The following is a 17,334-nucleotide window of genomic DNA, read 5'->3' on the forward strand; positions in this document are numbered from 1 at the left end:
TTAGCCGTTTATTAGCCGACGGTATTGTAAATTTTGAACATTGGGACAATGATGGAGATGACGATTGTTCCGACGATAGAAGCGAGAAAGATAATCATGACCGGCTCGATGAGCGATTTTAGGCGGTCCGCTGTGTTCTCTACTTCCTTTTCATAAAAATCTGCTACTTTTGCGAGCATTGCGTCGAGTGATCCCGTTTCTTCACCAATTGCAATCATTTGAGTGACGAGCGGCGGGAAGGCCCAGTGTGTTTTCATCGGCCCGGTTAACCGTTGTCCTTTTTCAAGGGCACCTCTCGCCTGGATGATGACCCTTGCTATCACCTCATTTTCTACGACTCTCTCAACAATCGATAACGCTTGAAGTATAGGCACAGAGCTGGAAAAAAGAGAGCTTAATGTCCTCGACATTCTTGCAAGTATTGATTTTTGCTGTAATTTGCCGAATATGGGTATTTTTAATATAGCATAATCTAGGTAATATTTACTAGTTTTATTTTTTCGGCAAAAATTATAGGTCAAAAGAACTAAAAAAAGAGCAAGCACTAAGACCCACCAGCATTGTTGGACAAAATTGCTGACGCTAAGAACGAACCTCGTAATTCCGGGTAATTTCCCGCCGGCATCTTTAAGCATAGCTGCAAATGTTGGTACGACATTTGCAAGCAAGAAGATAATGACACCGATCGAAACGATCCCAAGGATCATCGGATAAATCATCGCCGACACAATCTTTTGCCTCGTTTGATGCTGCTTTTCATAATAATCTGCGAGCTCCTTGTATGATTGATCTAGACTGCCCCCGACTTCTCCTGCAGCAATCATATTCGTCACCATCGGCGGAAAAATCCGGCTATGCTTTGCCAGAGCCTGTGACAGCGGGTTCCCTTGCCTTAATTCCTTTTCTACATCATTTAAAGCTTTTTGTAATGGTCTACTTTCCGTTTGTTCAGCCAGTATTTTCGTTGAGTCAACAACGGAAACGCCGGCATTAAGCAATGTCGCAAATTGCCTTAAATAGATAACAAAATCTCTTGATTTCACCCTTTTTCCGAAATGAATTTCTTTGTGCAGAAGAGTTTGTTTCACTTCATTGATTTCGAGAACAGCAATTCCTTTTTCACGAAGCTTTAAAACGACTTCCCGTTTCGATCCTCCTGCCAGTGACCCTTTCTTTCTTTTGCCCGTCCTGTCGCGGCCAATATAATTAAACTGTGCCATACGCCAGACCTCTCTCCTCTAAGTAGACAAGCGCCTCTTCTTTTAAAATCAATTGTTTCTCAAAGGCCTGGAGGATGGACATTTCAAAGGTGTGCATGCCGCTTGCCCGGCTTGTTTGCATGACATTATGAATTTGATAGATTTTATCATTGCGAATTAGGTTGGCTACTGCTGAATTGTTAATTAAAATTTCGGTTACCGCTTTTCGGGATTTTCGGTCTGGTGTCGGGAAGAGACGTTGCGAAATAATTCCGACAAGAACGGAGGCAAGCTGAATCCGGATTTGTCCTTGCTGTTCTGGCGGGAAAACGTCAATAATCCGTTCAACCGTTGCCGGAGCGCTTGAGGTATGAAGCGTTCCTAATACAAGATGCCCCGTTTCCGCTGCGGTAATAGCCGTCGATATCGTTTCAAGATCGCGCATTTCCCCGACGAGAATGACATCCGGGTCCTGCCTTAGTGCAGCCCGAAGGCCATTTGCAAAATTTCTCGTATCAAATCCTACTTCCCTTTGATCGATAATACACGTCTGATGCTTGTGAAGATATTCGATCGGATCTTCCAATGTAATAATGTGGCGTTTCATCGTATGATTCATTTCGTTAATCATCGCCGCAAGCGTTGTCGATTTGCCGCTTCCCGTCGGACCGGTCACGAGAACGAGACCATGCGGCCTGCGCGAGAGCTGCCGAAGGACGACCGGCAAATCGAGTTCCTCAAGTGTTGGAATGCTGGTAGGGATGATCCGAACGGCCAGACTAATGCAGGACCTCTGGTGATAGGCGTTCATCCGAAACCGGGATACTCCCGGAATGCTGTACGAAAAATCAAGTTCCCCTTTTTCAACAAACCGGTCATATTGTCCGGGAGGAATGACGGCTTTTGCCACTTCTTCTGTATCTTCCGGAGTAAGCTTTTGTTCGCCGTATTTCTTCAATTCACCATTAATGCGTATGACAGGCGGCATTCCAACCGTCAAATGGACATCTGATGCTTTCATTTGAAATGCAGCAGTTAGCCATTTATCTATTGTCTCTTTCATTTTTCGCACCTACTCATAGGCAACGACACGTAAAACTTCTTCCGTTGTCGTTAATCCTTTTTTTACTTTCAATAAACCATCATCAAGTAAAAAAATCGTCTCATTTTGATAAGCATAGGATCGTAGTTCCAATACCGGGTGGTTATTCATGATCATTTTGCGCAACGGTTCATCGATGACAAGTAGTTCATGAATGGCGATTCTGCCTTTATAACCCGTCATATTACACGTTGGACAGCCTTTGCCGCGCATGATAAAGTCAACGTCCAGCCCGCGCTTTTTAAAAATTTCCTTTTCACTTTCCGTCGCTTCATGTCTTTCCTGACAGTCCCGGCAAACACGGCGGACAAGGCGCTGAGAGACGACCCCTGTAAGGGAAGCCGCTACAAGAAAATGTTCCACGCCCATATCAATTAACCGTGAAATCGTTCCGATGGAATCATTCGTATGGATCGTGCTTAAGACTAGATGCCCTGTCAGGGATGCTCTTACGGCAATTTGCGCCGTTTCGGTGTCACGAATTTCACCGATCATTACAATATCCGGGTCTTGCCGCAAGACCGCCCTTAATCCGCTTGCAAAAGTTAAGCCTACATTTGGATTGACCTGAATTTGATTAATTCCTTCGAGCTGATACTCAACCGGATCTTCAACTGTCACAATATTGACTTCTTCGGTATTAAGCCGGTTTAACGCCGCATACAACGTCGATGACTTTCCCGAGCCGGTTGGTCCGGTAATTAAAATCATCCCATTAGGCTGTTCAATCATTTTGATAAAACGCTGGTAGTTCAGCTTATTGAAATCCAAATGCTCGACATGATTTAGTGCACTGCCAAGGTCAAGAATACGTAAAACAAGTTTTTCACCATAGATGGTCGGAAGTGTTGAGACCCGAATATCAACCGAATGAAACTCTACATTTAACCGCATTCTTCCGTCCTGAGGAACTCTGTTTTCCGTAATATCAAGATTGGTCATGATTTTAATTCTCGCTGTAATGACATTTTGCATATGCTTCGGCAAGCTTCGCTCAAACCTTAACATGCCGTCAATTCTGTAGCGGATATTCAACTTTGATTCTTGCGGCTCAAAGTGGATATCGCTCGCTTTTTGTTCGACCGCATTTAAAACAATTTGATTGACGAGACGTACGACAGGTGAATCTTCTTCCGCCATCTTTTCCTCAAGTGAATCAATGCCTTTTGGAAGAAGCTCCAGTAAATCGTTCATAGAATCATCCATGTCATAATACTTTTTATGTGCGCGGTAAATATCATCTTTCGTCGCAATCGCCCGCTCAATTTGAAAGCCTGTAGATAGACGAAGATCATCGATGGCGTGAAAGTCCATCGGATCGGCCATCGCAACAAGCAGCTTGTCCCCTTCTTTTTTAAGCGGGATAAGTTGATTTCGTTTTGCGAATTCTCTTGATACGATCGATACGATTTGTTCATCAATCGGATACCGGTACAGGCTAATGTGGGGAATCCCGATTTGGAACTCGAGCACTTCAATTAATTGCTGCTCTGTAATGTAGCCACGTTCAATTAACGCATCTCCGAGCTTCTGGCCTTTGCTTTTTTCTTTTAACGTCAGTTCCAGTTGTTCTTCTGTAATTAGTTGATGTTCAACCAATATATCCCCGAGCCGTTTTCGCGTATGTTGCATCTTCCCCTACTCCTTATTTGTTCCATTGCCGCGTTTATCTGAAGAACTTTCCGGCGTTTGCTTGTCCGGTTTTTTACCCGTATCAGTGGTAGTCTCATCATTCTTCGCGTTATCAGCCGTTTGGGTGGTATCTTGATCCTCTGAATTAGTTGGTGATGGCTGCTCTTTTGCGACTGGAAGCCCCCGTTCTTCAATTTTGTACTGTGGCGGATAATAATCTTCCGCTATTTTTGTTGTTTTTACGGCTTTTCCATACTTGTCCAACATCTTACGATAAACTGTTCTCACATAGCCAAAGCTTCCTTCATTGATCAAAATTTTGTCCCCTGGTGAAATCGCCGGATTATAATGAACAATCGTCCGCGGCTGAATCCATTCTTCCTTAATTTTGATATGATAACGATAATGTAGTGGCGGCCCTTCAATCGTTGCGGTAATCACTCCGCCCGTTGTTTCTAGCTTTAACGTATACGGATAAGGGTTCGGATTCTCAATGACAAGATCTTGTTTTCCCGGTACGATGGCGGCTTCAAGTCCTGGTTTGATATAGGTTGGCATCGTTTCCCCAATATGCCGTTCGACAATCCGAAAATTGGTTTTTAAAGCGGCAGAATAAATGGCTGATGCCAATAAGTTCAATCTTTGCGATTCATAAGGTTTAAGTCGTTTTTTCTCTATTTGTGAAACAAAGGAAAGTTGCTTTCCAGCATCAATCACGGTCCCATTTAAAGAATGAACCCACTCTTTCAATTCGGGAGATTCATCTACATACGGAATTGACGTACTCGCAATGACCTTTGATGGAAGCGGACTTTCCTTTACGTAATTGGTTAGTTGGATAGTTGCGGTTCTGCCAAGGGAAGCCGCCAGCACCGTTAACTTACTTTTCAGAAGCGCTTCGTCGATGTTTTTTAGCAGGATTGGATCATTGAATCCCTCCACTACGTTGTTGAGCTTTTTTTCATTCAGTTCAACAAGAAGCCGGGGCAATGCGCTTCTTTCGGTTGTTTTTACAGTTTCCTGTATATGAAATGTCCAAATGGCTGGATCGATCTTTATTTTTTTCCGCTTATATTGCAGATAGATTGCACTATTTTCACGCCAGAGCTGCACTTGTGCGCCCAGTTTTTCAACGGCCTCTTTTTCCGTTAAATTTCCTAATGGAATCGAAGCGACTTCCGTTCCTTCTGCGATCCGTTTTTCTTCGAAGAAATGAGAAAAAAGTGTTGTCCCGCCGATCGTTAATGAAAAAATGATAAAAACGAGGCCGGTTAAAATCGCAAAATGTTTTAAAAAACTCACCGGTTTAATCGCAGCCTGTTCCAATTCAGCCTCTTCCTCCTATCGATTAGCTTATTCCTTTGCAAATCGTACCTCTACTTCCATCTTTTGAAGCTTATCGAACCAGTTGGATGGGCCCGGGTCAATGATTTCTTGTTCTATATCTTTATCGTTTGAAGATCGCTCAGAATTCGCAACATGTTTGCGGCTCAAGAAGTCAAATTCGCTAATATCTTCCCACTCATCTGTAAGCTTACGTTCGTCTTCGCGAATAAGGTAGACATTTGTCGGATTACTGCTATCCACACTTTCCATAGTCTTATAGGGTTCCTCTTGATCGTCAAGAGGCTCTATAAATCGATCCGGCTCTTCTTTTATTGGCGGGAAATAAATAGCTTCAAAATCATCCTCTTCCGCTTCATCGGAAGAAAACATCCACCTTTCAAAAATGAAAGTCACGATAAACGCTAAACCGGGCATTAAGAGGAGAGTTAGCCATAAAGAAACATAGTTTTTCACCAATAGGCCCATCCATGAAACAAGGGCGGCCAATCCGAAAAGAACCCATTTATCCCGCTTCCTTTTGCCGAGAGGAAGCACATAAAGAATTGGAATTAACAAAATGACGACAACTACCGATAAAAGAAATGTAAGCATCAATAGCACCCTTTCATCATCAGCCAAAAACTCTATTCATTTTTCCCTGAGGAGGTATCGACTTTGATAACTCCAAAAGGGTTACTACCTTATCTATTCTATCGGTTGTTTTTATTGTTTTTTTAGCTTTTGGGGCAACCCATTTTATGTAATAGATCCAATGATGAAGGTTTACTGGTCGTTTACAGGGCGAAAGAAATGTTGAGTAAGAACTTGCCTGATAGTCTCAACTATCAAACTGGGAAAAATTTTACGCGAAACAAGATGATGTGGTTATCCAATGATGTTTAGAAAATTCGCTCTCCAGGGAGGAAATTTAATGAAGCGCATTTCAACAAATTCTTCCTCAGAAAAAGGGTTAACGCTTGTTGAAATATTAGTTTCCATCGTCATACTATCCATTATTATTGTGTCTATGATACCGATGTTCATTCAATCGGCTAAGTCAAATGCTATTTCAAAGAATATTATGGACTCAACTTACCTGGCCCAAAAAGAAATGGAAGAAATTATAAATATGAATAATAATTCTGTTTCCCCTTCCATAACGGATTTATCAAATCAAATTTTAAAAAAAGGCTATAGTAATGATGCCTCTTGCAGTAATTGTTATGGAATAAACAAAAATGGCCATTATGTTTTCATCCAAATAAAAAATCAATCAAGTGATCTAGGAAAGGTCATCTTGAAAATCTATAGAGATGATAAAAAAAATAGGCAGGAAGCTCAGATGGAGATGCTTTTATCGTGGCAGAAATGAAAGGTGTTATGAATGAAAACGAATGAGAAAGGTGTAACATTAATTGAACTTCTGGCGGCCCTTTCGCTTTTATCAATGATCATTCTTCTTGCAAGTTCCGTTCACATATTTGTCCAAAAACAAATGAATTCACAAACAAAAGAAATTCAAACTCAATCCGATGAAAGGCTGGCTATCAATATTATTACTAAAGAAATTAGAAAAGCCCGGACAGTAGAGATAAAAACTCCTAACGAGTTAATCATTAATGGAACAACTGTATATAGACTTGATGGAACCATATTAAAAAGAAATAATGACCCGTGCATTTCAAATATAAACTATTTTACTGTTTCAAAAACGGGGAATCAAATTAAATTAAAAATAGGCAGCCTGCCTGAAACCACTATTTATTTAAGAGAATAGGTGTTGAGGATGCTATGGAAAAGTGCATAAAATTAAGAAAGAATGAACAAGGTATTGCCCTTGTAACAGTTTTATTGGTTCTTACAGTGATTTCATTGTTAGGCTTAACCATTATGGGATTTGCACTTAACAATGTGAAATTGAGTTCTTCCGAAAGAACCTATCAATCTGCTTATTATATTGCTGAATCCGGTATCACTTACACAATGGATAAAATTACCAAGAATATCATTGATATCTATAATAATTCCAATAATGAAAGTGATTTCTTTTCAAAAATTGAAAGTATGATTTCGACTATAAACAAAGAACCTCCGTATAAAAGTTTCGAAAATTCTTTCGGGTATGCACCCGAAGCGAAAATATCAATAGAAAAGGTCGATTACTCAAGCGTAACCTTCCAAGATTACAAAATCATTTCAACAGGTACCATTAATAATCGTTCAAGAACCGTAGAAAAACAAATCCAAGTGAATTGGGTTCCCAAAAATAACATAACCATTCCAGATACAGCCGTTTTTGTTAAAGAAATAATTAGTTTATCCGGTGGAGCAAAAATTTTAGGTGGAGCTGGAACAAACTCATCAATCGATGGTTCAATTGCTCTTGATGGGGGTGCGGGTATTTCCGATAAAATCTATGTTGGTCCTCAATCGGGAAATAGTGTCATTAATAAACCGAAATGGATGACATTAAATAATGAAATCGTGAAATTACAAACTGTAAAAACATTTGATATGCCGCCATTCCCTGCTTTTCCAAGTAATCCGATACCCCCAAACGAAAAAATACAGAAAGATGGCAGTACTTATTATGTCATTAATAACGGTGCTTTACGGATCGATGATTATAAAGCTGATAATTATACTTTAAATTTGACAAAGGATCTCCAATTTACTGAAATTTATATTTCTTCTAATTACACATTAAATATTAATCTTGGCAATAATAATCGAAATATAGTAGTCAATTCCTTAAACATTCCGAATGGGAAAATTAATATTATTGGTACAGGAAAACTAACCATCTATGTTAATACTAATATAACAATGGGCGCAGGAAGTAAAATTAATGCAATAAATTCTAATAATAGTAATTCGATAAAGGCACAGATAAAAACACTTGATATCTATTATAAAGGTTCGCATCTTAATTTGGCAGGGGATCAAAAAATATATGGTTCTTTATATGCGTTAAACGCCGATATATCTATGTCCGGTGGCTCAGGATTTCAGGGATATATCATAACCGGTGGAAAAATGATAGATATAAGTGGTGGCGCAAATGCAATCACTCAATTGTTCTATGCTCCGAATGCGGATGTAAATATGTCCGGCGGAGGAAATATAAAAGGTTCGATTATTTGTAAAACATATACCGGATCAGGCGGAAGTACGATTACACTCGATAATTTTGACGCGACTGACTTGCCACCAAACATGGGCGGAACAACAGGTGGCCCTTTGTCAGCAAAAGATATTATTTCCGTTCAACCGTCCCGTGAAAAATAGTTTATCCAGTTTGGTCTGAAAAAGCGAAAGCAGGGTTTATTTAGATCTTAAGCTACAATTTTTCATTGTATAGAATAGGGTGTTTTGAAAAAAGAAAAAAACCCACCCAACAGATTCGAATCTCGAATTGTTGGGTGGGTTTAGCTGTAGACGGCCACTTTATTTCTTCCAGCTTTTTTCGCTCCTGTGTACATGGCGCGGTCGGCGTTGCGGATCAACTCCATCGGGTCTTCACCTTGATGGGGTGCCGTGGCGACGCCAATGCTTGCCGTTATGTGGATCGTAACCTCTTTCTTATCGGTCAGGTCATTGTTAATCGTAAATGGAGTTTCTGCAATGCACATGCGGATTTCTTCTGCAAATTTATAGCTTTTAAGCATGTTAGTCATCGGCAATAAAATAATGAATTCCTCTCCGCCATAGCGAGCCACTGTACCATTTGTATCCACTAACTTCCGCAAAAGTTGGGCCAGTTGGATAAGGATTTCGTTCCCGCTCTGGTGCCCGTATGTATCGTTTACTCTTTTGAAATGGTCAATATCCAGCAAAATAATTGAGAAATCTTGTTGCTTGTACTCATATTCCGTATACATTTCCGTTAATACATTTTCGAAAAACCGGTAGTTATAAAGACCCGTCAGCTGGCATTGTTCACTTTTTCGTTTTGTTAATTCATAGTTTTTTGCATTCGCAATGGCGACTGTTAAGTAGTTTGATAAAATTTCCAAAATGAGCAAATGGTGTTTCTCATAAGCTCTCTTTTTTTTCGAAACGAAAGTAATGATCCCGACCACAATATGATTATGCATCATTGGCACGGAAATGACGGATTCCGCTTTACCGCTAAAATATTGGTCGGAAAGGGATTGCCAGCGGCTCTTCCTGTCAAACATGATGCTTTTTCGCGTTAGCCAAACGATGCCGCTGAGCCCTTCGTCTTTCCTTAATCGTTTTCCTTTGACGATCATGCCTTCCGTTTTTTCATAAAGTCGTAACGGATGGAAATATTCCCCTGATTCCGAGTCTACGATATATGCAACATCCACCGGAAGCCGGGAACCTAAACTTTCTATAAATACATCAAGAATGTCATTCACCCTTAAATGCTTCGTCATTCGCTGTCCAATTTCACTTGCCTGCTTCAACCAATAATTAATTTGCTGGCTTGAATGGTACATTTTAATAATAATCGTAATTGCCACAAAAGGTATACTTACATAAAAGATACCCGGTATTCCCATTTGTGAATATAGCATATAAAGCAAAAGTCCCCCGGGGATAACAAGGCATTCAGATACTAAATCCCACCATGTATCTTTATCAACTAAATCGACACTTTGCTCTTTATAGAGATAAACTCGAACAAAATAAAGAAGGATATGATTTAATGCAAAGTATGTAATAAAATATGCCACTATAGCGATCCAGGCAAAATGTTCATGTTGATATGGCCCCGTCTCGCCGCCTAAAGCATCGTATACTAGCCCCGCAAGCAATGAAATCCAGGCAAACATTAAAGTCATCGCCAAATAACGGAAATACTCTTTAAACGGAACCTTTACAACAATAAGAACACAAATTATTGAAAGTTGTATCATTATTTGAGCGGTAAAAAGACCGAAATAAAGAAAAACCGCAATTGATATTCCTTGCAGAAGCGAAATATTCGTATCTACTATTTTCAGCGGAAACATGGAGACAATGATTGTTAAAATGACAAAAATAGAAAGATCAAGAAAATGGACGGTGTTCGGAAAATCCGTTAAGGCGAATCCTAACCAGAGGGCAAGGGGATAGAGCAAGAGCCAACATAGGATAATTTGATATTGCGATTTCTTCTTTACCATACTCAAGCCTCTCCCCTTACTTCATACCTATATTTTTGGTATAATACGGAATTTTACTAGGTCATTTATATCACTCTCTATTTTATCAAATAGTTTTGAAAATTGGAATCGATATTTTATGAGTTTGTAAAATAGCCTCGAACATCTGAAATAAAGTAAAGGGAACCTGTTACAACGATGATGTCGTCTCTTCCAGCGCTTTCCATAAGTTTTTGGAGGGCATGTCTCCAATTTTCATCATAAAATTTGTTTGGAAATTGGCTTCGATCATATAGGTCTTTTGCACTACTTGATCGATGGAACGAGAATGTCGTAAAGGTAATTGTTTGAACAAGCCCATAAATTTCCGCAAGCATTTCATCAATCTCTTTATCCGCTAATGCTGTAAATAAAAGATGAATCTTTTTCTCCGGATAATGGGATTGCAATGTATCACGCAGGCTTCTTATTCCTTCAGGATTATGGGCCCCATCTAAAATAACGGTCGGGTCTGAAGAAACAAGTTCAAATCTCCCCTGCCATTTCGCTTTTTTCAACCCTTCTTGAACCGCTTCCTGTTCTACACAGAACGCGTAATAGAAGTTCAAATAGTCTATTGCCATAAGTGCAAGTGCCGCGTTTTTTACCTGGTGTTCACCTTTCATGGAAAGATGGAGATTTTCCCGTCTGACTAAAAGAGATTCATAGGAGAAGACTTCTTCCCCGTTTTCTACTGTCCGGTTCTCATATGAAAATTGCTCATTCAGTACAAAACAATTCGCATGTTGGCGTTTCGCTTTTTCTTTAATGACCTGTAAGGCAGCTGGCTCTTCAGCACCGGTAATGACGGGAATGCCAAATTTAATGATCCCCGCTTTTTGCCCGGCAATCTCTTCAATTGTGTTTCCTAGAATGTTCATATGGTCATAACCGACATTCGTAATAATAGAGAGAATCGGGTGAATGACATTTGTCGAATCATGCAAGCCTCCAAGCCCAACTTCATAAATAACGACATCCGGGTAAGCAATATTTGCAAAATACAATAACGAAATTGCGGTGATCACTTCAAATTCAGTCGGCGAGCCCAGTTCTGTTTCGGCCAATTCTTCTGCAAGCGGCCTCACTTGATTAGCCAGCTGCAGAAAATCTTCATTGCTGATCGGCTGCCCGTTTACACTGATTCTTTCATTAAACGTAATGACATAAGGCGACGTAAACGTACCTACTGTATAGCCCGCTTCCTCCAGCATATGGCGCAAGTAGGTGACGGTTGATCCTTTTCCGTTCGTTCCGGCCACATGGATTGTTTTAATGTGCCGTTCAGGATGATTGAGACGTTCAAGCATCCATTCCATTCGTTTCAATCCTGGTTTGATTCCAAATGTCAACAATCCGTGAACCCAATTTAGTGCTTCTTCAAATGTGTTCATTTAAAACCTTCCTCTCTTACTATTCCGCTGGTCTTTTTGAACGAGTAGAAGGACGAATCCTTTTACGAAGAACCCGTCCTTACATCCATTATCCTTTTAATTCTTGAATTCTTGCTTCAACGTTCGCACGTTTTTCGAGGTAATCTTTTTCTTTTGCACGCTCTTCTTCAATCACTTTTTCAGGCGCTTTCTTTATGAATCCTTCATTGCTTAATTTCTTTTGAACACGCTCGACCTCTTTGTTGTATTTTTCCAATTCTTTTTCTAAACGTTTAATTTCTTCCTCAATGTTAATTAAGCCTTCTAATGGCAAATACATTTCAACCCCCGTAAGAACGGCGCTCATCGATTTGTCTGGAGCCGATAATTCGGTTGCGATCACAAGCGAACTCGGGTTACAGAAACGTTCGATGTAGTTCCGGTTCGCACGAAGCGCCTTTAATACTTCTTCACTTTTTGGCTTAAGCTGCATTTCAATCGGCTTGCTTGGGGCTACATTCATTTCAGCGCGAATGTTGCGGATCGAACGGATGAGTTCGGTAATAAGACTCATCTCTTTCGCCGCTTCAGGGAAATGCAAGTCTTCCCGGTGTTTCGGCCAGCTGCTGACCGTGATGGATTTACCTTCATGCGGCAAGTGCTGCCAGATTTCCTCTGTAATAAACGGCATGAACGGATGAAGCAATCGCAATGTGTGATCAAGAACATAAGCTAAAACCGAGCGAGTCGATTTCTTCGCCGCCTCATCTTCCCCATATAGTGGTAGCTTCGCCATTTCGATGTACCAATCACAAAGGTCATCCCAAATAAAGTTATAAAGCAGACGGCCAACCTCGCCGAATTCATAAGCATCGATTAAACGTGTAACATCGGCAACCGTTTCATTGAATCGGGTTAAAATCCATTTGTCCGCTAATGATAAATCTCCGGTTAAATCGATTTCCTCCGCCTTCATTCCGTCCATATTCATAAGCGCAAAACGGGAAGCGTTCCAGATCTTATTCGCGAAGTTCCATGTTGATTCAATTTTTTCCCAGTAGAAGCGAAGATCGTTCCCCGGCGAGCTTCCGGTAGATAAGAAGAACCTTAATGCATCGGCACCGTATTTTTCAATGACATCCATCGGATCGACACCATTGCCGAGCGACTTGCTCATCTTTCTTCCTTCCGAGTCGCGAACTAATCCATGGATTAATACATCTTTAAATGGCCGTTCACCTGTAAACTCTATCCCCTGGAATATCATGCGCGCTACCCAGAAGAAAATAATATCGTAACCGGTTACGAGTACATTGGTTGGATAATAACGTTTAAAGTCTTCGGAGGCTTGATCAGGCCAGCCCATCGTTGAAAAAGGCCATAGCGCGGATGAGAACCACGTATCCAAAACATCTGTATCCTGCTCCCAGTTTTCAATGTCTTTCGGCTGTTCGCGACCAACGTAAATTTCACCTGTTTCTTTATGGTACCAGGCAGGAATTCTGTGGCCCCACCAGAGCTGCCGGGAAATGCACCAATCGCGAATATTTTCAATCCAGCGCAAGTACGTTTTCTCGAATCGTTCCGGAACAAAGTTAACTTTGTTTTCGGATTTTTGCAGTTCAATCGCTTTTTCGGCGAGCGGCTTCATTTTAACAAACCATTGCGTCGAAAGATACGGTTCAACAACTGCCCCGCTTCGTTCAGAATGGCCGACGGAATGCATATGTTCTTCAATTTTAAAGAGAACACCCAATTCTTGAAGATCTTTTACGATTTGCTTGCGGCATTCAAAGCGATCCATTCCCTGGTATTTACCCGCATTTTCGTTCATTTTTCCGGATTCATCCATGACTAAAATGCGCTCAAGGTTATGGCGGTTTCCGATCTCAAAGTCGTTCGGATCATGTGCCGGAGTAATTTTTACCGCCCCGGAACCGAACTCCATATCGACATAGTCGTCTCCAATAATTTCGATCTCACGGCCAACGATTGGCAAGATCGCTTTTTTCCCGATTAAATGCTTGTAGCGTTCATCATCCGGGTGGACGGCGATCGCAGTATCACCAAGCATCGTTTCCGGACGTGTTGTCGCAATTTCAATCGAACCGGAGCCGTCAGCAAGCGGATAGCGCATATGATAAAAAGCACCTTGAACATCTTGATAAATAACCTCGATGTCGGATAACGCCGTTTTCGTTTCTGGATCCCAGTTAATGATATATTCCCCGCGGTAAATAAGGCCTTTTTCATAAAGGGTAACGAAAACTTCACGAACCGCTTTAGACAACCCTTCATCAAGAGTGAAACGTTCACGGGAATAGTCGAGGGAGAGCCCTAATTTTGCCCATTGCTTACGGATAAAATCAGCATATTCTTCTTTCCATTCCCATGACTTTTCAAGAAACTTTTCACGCCCTAAATCATAGCGGGAAATTCCCTGTTCACGAAGTTTCCCTTCTACCTTTGCCTGTGTAGCAATTCCGGCATGGTCCATTCCCGGAAGCCATAGTACGTCATAGCCTTGCATTCGCTTTGCGCGAGATAAAATATCTTGAAGCGTTGTATCCCATGCATGCCCTAAATGCAATTTTCCAGTAACGTTTGGCGGCGGAATAACGATCGTATAGGGTTCCTTTTGCTCATCACCTGTCGCTTCAAAAAATTTCCCATCAAGCCAAAATTGATACCAATTGGCTTCTGCCTGCTTCGGGTCATATTTCGTAGGCATCGAAATTTCCTTTTTCTCTGTCGGCATCTTCATCTACTCCTTAAAAATTGTACAAATAAAAAACTCCCTCCGCCCTCAAAGGACGAAAGAAGTTATTTTCGCGGTACCACCTTTGTTTGCAGCTTAGAGGTTAGATGTGAGGATTGGAGTTTGGTCCCTAACACGAAACCAGCTAAGTGCACACTCGATTTGATAACGGTTTTCCCGGCTTCTTCTACTTTCCGATGTCTCACAAAAGTGAACACATTTAAAAATTTTCAAAGAAGCTGCTCCAGGGCGACCTTCCAATACCGGAACACTTAGGAAATCTCTCAGCTGCTGATTTCCCTCTCTTAAAGGCCGGACATGTACTCTTCCCTTTCTTCGCATACCTTTATATTAAACTTAAAGATATTTTAACTTTCTTCCCTACTTATCGTCAATAGCTTATCCATCGATTGTAACAATTATACTATTCTTCTAAGGGAAAAATGGTGCCTCGATTTTGTTCACCATTGAAATAATCGTGCATAAAATGGGTATTAACCTAGATTCCTGGATCGATTCAACATGAAAAGAGGGGTATCGATGGCAAGGAGAGCTTTTCGGAAATATCGAATGCCGAACTGGCTGCAAAACATTCGAGATGTTGTAGCCCAATTTACAATCCCGCTCATCGTCTTTCAATTGATCAGAACCATTATCTTCCCATCCGCGGTCGACTTTTTTCTCATACTAATCTTGTTGGTCCTTCATTTATGCTTTACGCTTGAAGTTTTTTAAAAAGTCATGTGCTGTAAGGAGGCACATGACTTTTTTCTCGGCAAATTAAAGGATCCCATATAGGTTGCCCTATATGGGATTTTGATTCGTCTGTTCGTTTGGATTGGCCTCGTTCTCTGGAGGCGGTGGCGGCATTAAAATAAAGCCGCACAGTTCGGTAATACGTTTTAAAGCGGAAATTCTTCGCTCCAATCGATGAACCATTTCAAGTTGAGTAAACCTACCTCTATTATTTAAATACATATCAACCGAATGAAATAAAGGCTCAGGAAAACTTAAATAACTGACTAGAAGGCTTTTTTCCTCATCTAACAAAGGCAGTCTTGCCTGATAAATTCCGAAATACCGCATTCCATCTTCAATCTTCCAGGTAGGACTATGAACGGCTTTCCGAAAGAAAATGGCCAGGTCCCTTACCGGTGTATCGAGGACGGCTTTTTCAAAGTTTAATAAATGCACTTCCCCATGATGACTGAAAAGGACATGATTTCTTGACACCTTGCCATTACAAAGCACACTTCGATATCTCTTTTCACTTTGACATGTATTATACCATTCGCCTAACCGCTGCTTCGCTTCTTCCGCCATCCTCATCATCTCGTGAAAATGGCTTAAATACGTTAGTTCGAATGGGGACATATACAATTTCCGTTCTGCTTCTTCAGCAAAACGTTCCATTTCCAGCTGACGCCCTTCCCACCGATTCATTAAATAGTGGTATGACTGTTCCACGACTTCCGGTGAAAAGTCTTGTTCTTTTAATGTCAGTACATGTATTTTCGCGATCTCTCCAATAAGATCATCTTCCCTGCTTAAACTTGTGCGCGGTGTTCCCGAAAACCATGGCATTAAATAATACACATTATTTCCATACTGAACCGTGTAATCCCCATATTTCGTAGGGTACAGGGGAACCATTCGATGATAGCCAATTTCTGATAACCGCTGAATGACATGCGTAAACCAACGGCGTTCTTCTTCGTTCATTTTTGTTTCTTTTAAGGCAAATGTTCCACGTTTCGTAATAACTTTCTTTACTTTTCCAACGGCCTCAATTCTTTCAGGATAAAGATCATATTGAAAAAGAATTGGCCCATAGTTTTGAACCTCATTTGGAAAACTCATAGGGCCACCTTCCTTCTTTTTTCATCCAGCCAATCCGTATAATGGTGCAGCAATACCCGATTTCGTTCCCAGTCTTGTTCAAAATTTCGCAGAATCGTCATCATTTCGGACAGTTCGCTTTCTTGAAGCCGGTCTAAACATTCATACAATTCTATCGGAGCTAATATTTCAGCAAGAAGCAAAAAGCCATGTTCCGTTTCTAACGAGAAATGGTCATTAATGCATGTTAACAGCTTCTTTAACGAGTAAGGGCTCGAGTTGTTCAGCCATTTTATTAAAAAAATGCGTAACGATCTATATCCGAGCTCCGGACGAGCCGTTCCCCCTTCATAAAAAAATAAATTAAATATTTCTTTTCCCTTCCGCCCATCCAATCGATCAAGTAGTGGTAAGGGAATTCCTCTAAAGGTTTCTGTCAGTTCAAGCGCTCTTTTTTGCCGTTTATCCGCTTCAAGCAGACACTTTTTCACACTTTCAAAAGATGCCCCTTCTTCTTTATACTTCCTCAACCTCTCGAGACACTTTTTAAACGAATAATCATTCTTAACTGCTATTTCTTTATATTTATCGTGTAATTTTATGCCGGTCTGTAATAGCCCTCCGATCAATTGCCCCCAATTTTCCTCATACCCCGCACACGGAACAGTCGTTGTCACATGGTCATGCAGCGTAATATACGTAGTTCCCGATGCGATCCACGGATTCTGGTTGGCTGTGCGTAACATTCGATCCGTGGCAACGTTCATTCCAAGTGCAACTTCATCCCGCCATTCGATATGCCAATTTAAAAGTTGTTCCTCCGCCCAAAACCTTACTTGCTTATCCCCTAAATTTGTTGAAATGACTTTATTTTCTTCTTTCCATTCGGCATGATCCAATTGATAATGCTCGGCGATTTGTTCCAAAATGGCCATTGTCATCACCTGTTATC

General features: G+C 40.9%; 14 protein-coding genes and 1 other annotated feature. Of the genes, 4 read left to right on the forward strand and 10 right to left on the reverse strand.

The features are described 5' to 3' along the window. Positions 1-11: 11 nt before the first annotated feature. Genes H538_RS0103770 through H538_RS0103790 form a run of 5 tightly spaced genes read right to left on the reverse strand, consistent with a single transcriptional unit; the run spans position 12 to position 5,871 of the window. Complete coding sequence (locus tag H538_RS0103770; RefSeq protein ID WP_026676455.1) at positions 12-1,220, reverse strand: type II secretion system F family protein; 1,209 nt, start codon at positions 1,218-1,220, stop codon at positions 12-14. Then, positions 1,207-2,262 (reverse strand): type IV pilus twitching motility protein PilT, encoded by a 1,056-nt coding sequence (locus tag H538_RS0103775; RefSeq protein ID WP_026676456.1) that lies wholly within the window; start codon positions 2,260-2,262, stop codon positions 1,207-1,209. Before H538_RS0103775 ends, H538_RS0103770 begins: the two co-directional genes overlap by 14 nt. Positions 2,263-2,271: 9 nt before the next feature. Next, positions 2,272-3,933 carry a GspE/PulE family protein gene (locus tag H538_RS0103780; protein WP_026676457.1) on the reverse strand — a complete coding sequence of 554 codons (1,662 nt, stop codon included), beginning with the start codon at positions 3,931-3,933 and terminating at the stop codon, positions 2,272-2,274. A gap of 6 nt (positions 3,934-3,939) precedes the next feature. Further along, positions 3,940-5,259 (reverse strand): VanW family protein, encoded by a 1,320-nt coding sequence (locus tag H538_RS0103785; RefSeq protein WP_026676458.1) that lies wholly within the window; start codon positions 5,257-5,259, stop codon positions 3,940-3,942. 27 nt (positions 5,260-5,286) lie between these two features. Beyond that, on the reverse strand, positions 5,287-5,871 hold the full coding sequence (locus H538_RS0103790; RefSeq protein ID WP_026676459.1) for a hypothetical protein: 585 nt from the start codon (positions 5,869-5,871) through the stop codon (positions 5,287-5,289). A gap of 319 nt (positions 5,872-6,190) precedes the next feature. On the opposite strand from H538_RS0103790, the gene H538_RS0103795 reads away from it, so the two are divergent. The 3 genes from H538_RS0103795 to H538_RS0103805 are packed head-to-tail and all read left to right on the forward strand — an operon-like array spanning position 6,191 to position 8,547. Beyond that, positions 6,191-6,631 (forward strand): prepilin-type N-terminal cleavage/methylation domain-containing protein, encoded by a 441-nt coding sequence (locus H538_RS0103795; protein WP_026676460.1) that lies wholly within the window; start codon positions 6,191-6,193, stop codon positions 6,629-6,631. A gap of 12 nt (positions 6,632-6,643) precedes the next feature. Beyond that, positions 6,644-7,036, forward strand: a complete 393-nt coding sequence (locus tag H538_RS0103800; RefSeq protein WP_026676461.1) for a prepilin-type N-terminal cleavage/methylation domain-containing protein — start codon at positions 6,644-6,646, stop codon at positions 7,034-7,036. A gap of 14 nt (positions 7,037-7,050) precedes the next feature. Next, positions 7,051-8,547, forward strand: coding sequence for a DUF7305 domain-containing protein (locus H538_RS0103805; RefSeq protein ID WP_026676462.1), 1,497 nt, complete (start codon positions 7,051-7,053; stop codon positions 8,545-8,547). A 140-nt stretch (positions 8,548-8,687) separates the two neighbouring features. Here the strand turns inward: H538_RS0103805 and H538_RS0103810 are convergent, their stop codons facing one another. The 3 genes from H538_RS0103810 to H538_RS0103820 all read right to left on the reverse strand — a co-directional run bounded on the left by H538_RS0103810 (position 8,688) and on the right by H538_RS0103820 (position 14,543). Beyond that, positions 8,688-10,394: a GGDEF domain-containing protein gene (locus H538_RS0103810; protein WP_026676463.1), complete on the reverse strand. Its 1,707-nt coding sequence runs from the start codon at positions 10,392-10,394 to the stop codon at positions 8,688-8,690. A gap of 116 nt (positions 10,395-10,510) precedes the next feature. Then, the gene (locus tag H538_RS0103815) at positions 10,511-11,806 is read right to left on the reverse strand and encodes a bifunctional folylpolyglutamate synthase/dihydrofolate synthase (protein ID WP_026676464.1); all 1,296 of its coding nucleotides are present in this window, start codon (positions 11,804-11,806) and stop codon (positions 10,511-10,513) included. 88 nt (positions 11,807-11,894) lie between these two features. Next, a complete protein-coding gene (locus tag H538_RS0103820) occupies positions 11,895-14,543 on the reverse strand; it encodes a valine--tRNA ligase (RefSeq protein WP_035350014.1) in 2,649 nt (882 codons plus the stop codon). Positions 14,544-14,591: 48 nt separating this feature from the next. Then, positions 14,592-14,889: a binding site (T-box leader), on the reverse strand. Positions 14,890-15,083: 194 nt separating this feature from the next. Between H538_RS0103820 and H538_RS26415 the strand changes: the two genes are divergently transcribed. Continuing rightward, positions 15,084-15,278, forward strand: a complete 195-nt coding sequence (locus H538_RS26415; protein ID WP_026676466.1) for a hypothetical protein — start codon at positions 15,084-15,086, stop codon at positions 15,276-15,278. Between the two features lie 69 nt (positions 15,279-15,347). On the opposite strand, the gene ysxE is transcribed toward H538_RS26415, so the two are convergent. Together ysxE and H538_RS0103835 are read right to left on the reverse strand one after the other, a co-directional pair. Beyond that, the gene (gene ysxE, locus H538_RS23030) at positions 15,348-16,403 is read right to left on the reverse strand and encodes a spore coat protein YsxE (RefSeq protein WP_051291256.1); all 1,056 of its coding nucleotides are present in this window, start codon (positions 16,401-16,403) and stop codon (positions 15,348-15,350) included. Further along, the gene (locus H538_RS0103835; protein WP_035350017.1) at positions 16,400-17,323 is read right to left on the reverse strand and encodes a hypothetical protein; all 924 of its coding nucleotides are present in this window, start codon (positions 17,321-17,323) and stop codon (positions 16,400-16,402) included. The genes ysxE and H538_RS0103835 overlap by 4 nt, the downstream gene beginning before the upstream one ends. Between the last annotated feature and the right edge of the window lie 11 nt (positions 17,324-17,334).

The sequence above is a fragment of the Fictibacillus gelatini DSM 15865 genome (genome assembly GCF_000430745.1).
GTDB lineage: Bacteria > Bacillota > Bacilli > Bacillales > Fictibacillaceae > Fictibacillus_A > Fictibacillus_A gelatini.

What these genes read in the sequence shown, in the direction of transcription:
- H538_RS26415 (WP_026676466.1), top strand. Translation starts at nt 15,084, where the DNA reads ATGGCAAGGAGAGCTTTTCGGAAATATCGAATGCCGAACTGGCTGCAA.
- H538_RS0103790 (WP_026676459.1), bottom strand. Translation starts at nt 5,871, where the DNA reads ATGCTTACATTTCTTTTATCGGTAGTTGTCGTCATTTTGTTAATTCCA.
- H538_RS0103805 (WP_026676462.1), top strand. Translation starts at nt 7,051, where the DNA reads ATGGAAAAGTGCATAAAATTAAGAAAGAATGAACAAGGTATTGCCCTT.
- H538_RS0103835 (WP_035350017.1), bottom strand. Translation starts at nt 17,323, where the DNA reads ATGACAATGGCCATTTTGGAACAAATCGCCGAGCATTATCAATTGGAT.
- H538_RS0103815 (WP_026676464.1), bottom strand. Translation starts at nt 11,806, where the DNA reads ATGAACACATTTGAAGAAGCACTAAATTGGGTTCACGGATTGTTGACA.
- H538_RS0103810 (WP_026676463.1), bottom strand. Translation starts at nt 10,394, where the DNA reads ATGGTAAAGAAGAAATCGCAATATCAAATTATCCTATGTTGGCTCTTG.
- H538_RS0103795 (WP_026676460.1), top strand. Translation starts at nt 6,191, where the DNA reads ATGAAGCGCATTTCAACAAATTCTTCCTCAGAAAAAGGGTTAACGCTT.
- H538_RS0103820 (WP_035350014.1), bottom strand. Translation starts at nt 14,543, where the DNA reads ATGCCGACAGAGAAAAAGGAAATTTCGATGCCTACGAAATATGACCCG.
- H538_RS0103770 (WP_026676455.1), bottom strand. Translation starts at nt 1,220, where the DNA reads ATGGCACAGTTTAATTATATTGGCCGCGACAGGACGGGCAAAAGAAAG.
- H538_RS0103800 (WP_026676461.1), top strand. Translation starts at nt 6,644, where the DNA reads ATGAAAACGAATGAGAAAGGTGTAACATTAATTGAACTTCTGGCGGCC.
- H538_RS0103775 (WP_026676456.1), bottom strand. Translation starts at nt 2,262, where the DNA reads ATGAAAGAGACAATAGATAAATGGCTAACTGCTGCATTTCAAATGAAA.
- ysxE (WP_051291256.1), bottom strand. Translation starts at nt 16,403, where the DNA reads ATGAGTTTTCCAAATGAGGTTCAAAACTATGGGCCAATTCTTTTTCAA.
- H538_RS0103780 (WP_026676457.1), bottom strand. Translation starts at nt 3,933, where the DNA reads ATGCAACATACGCGAAAACGGCTCGGGGATATATTGGTTGAACATCAA.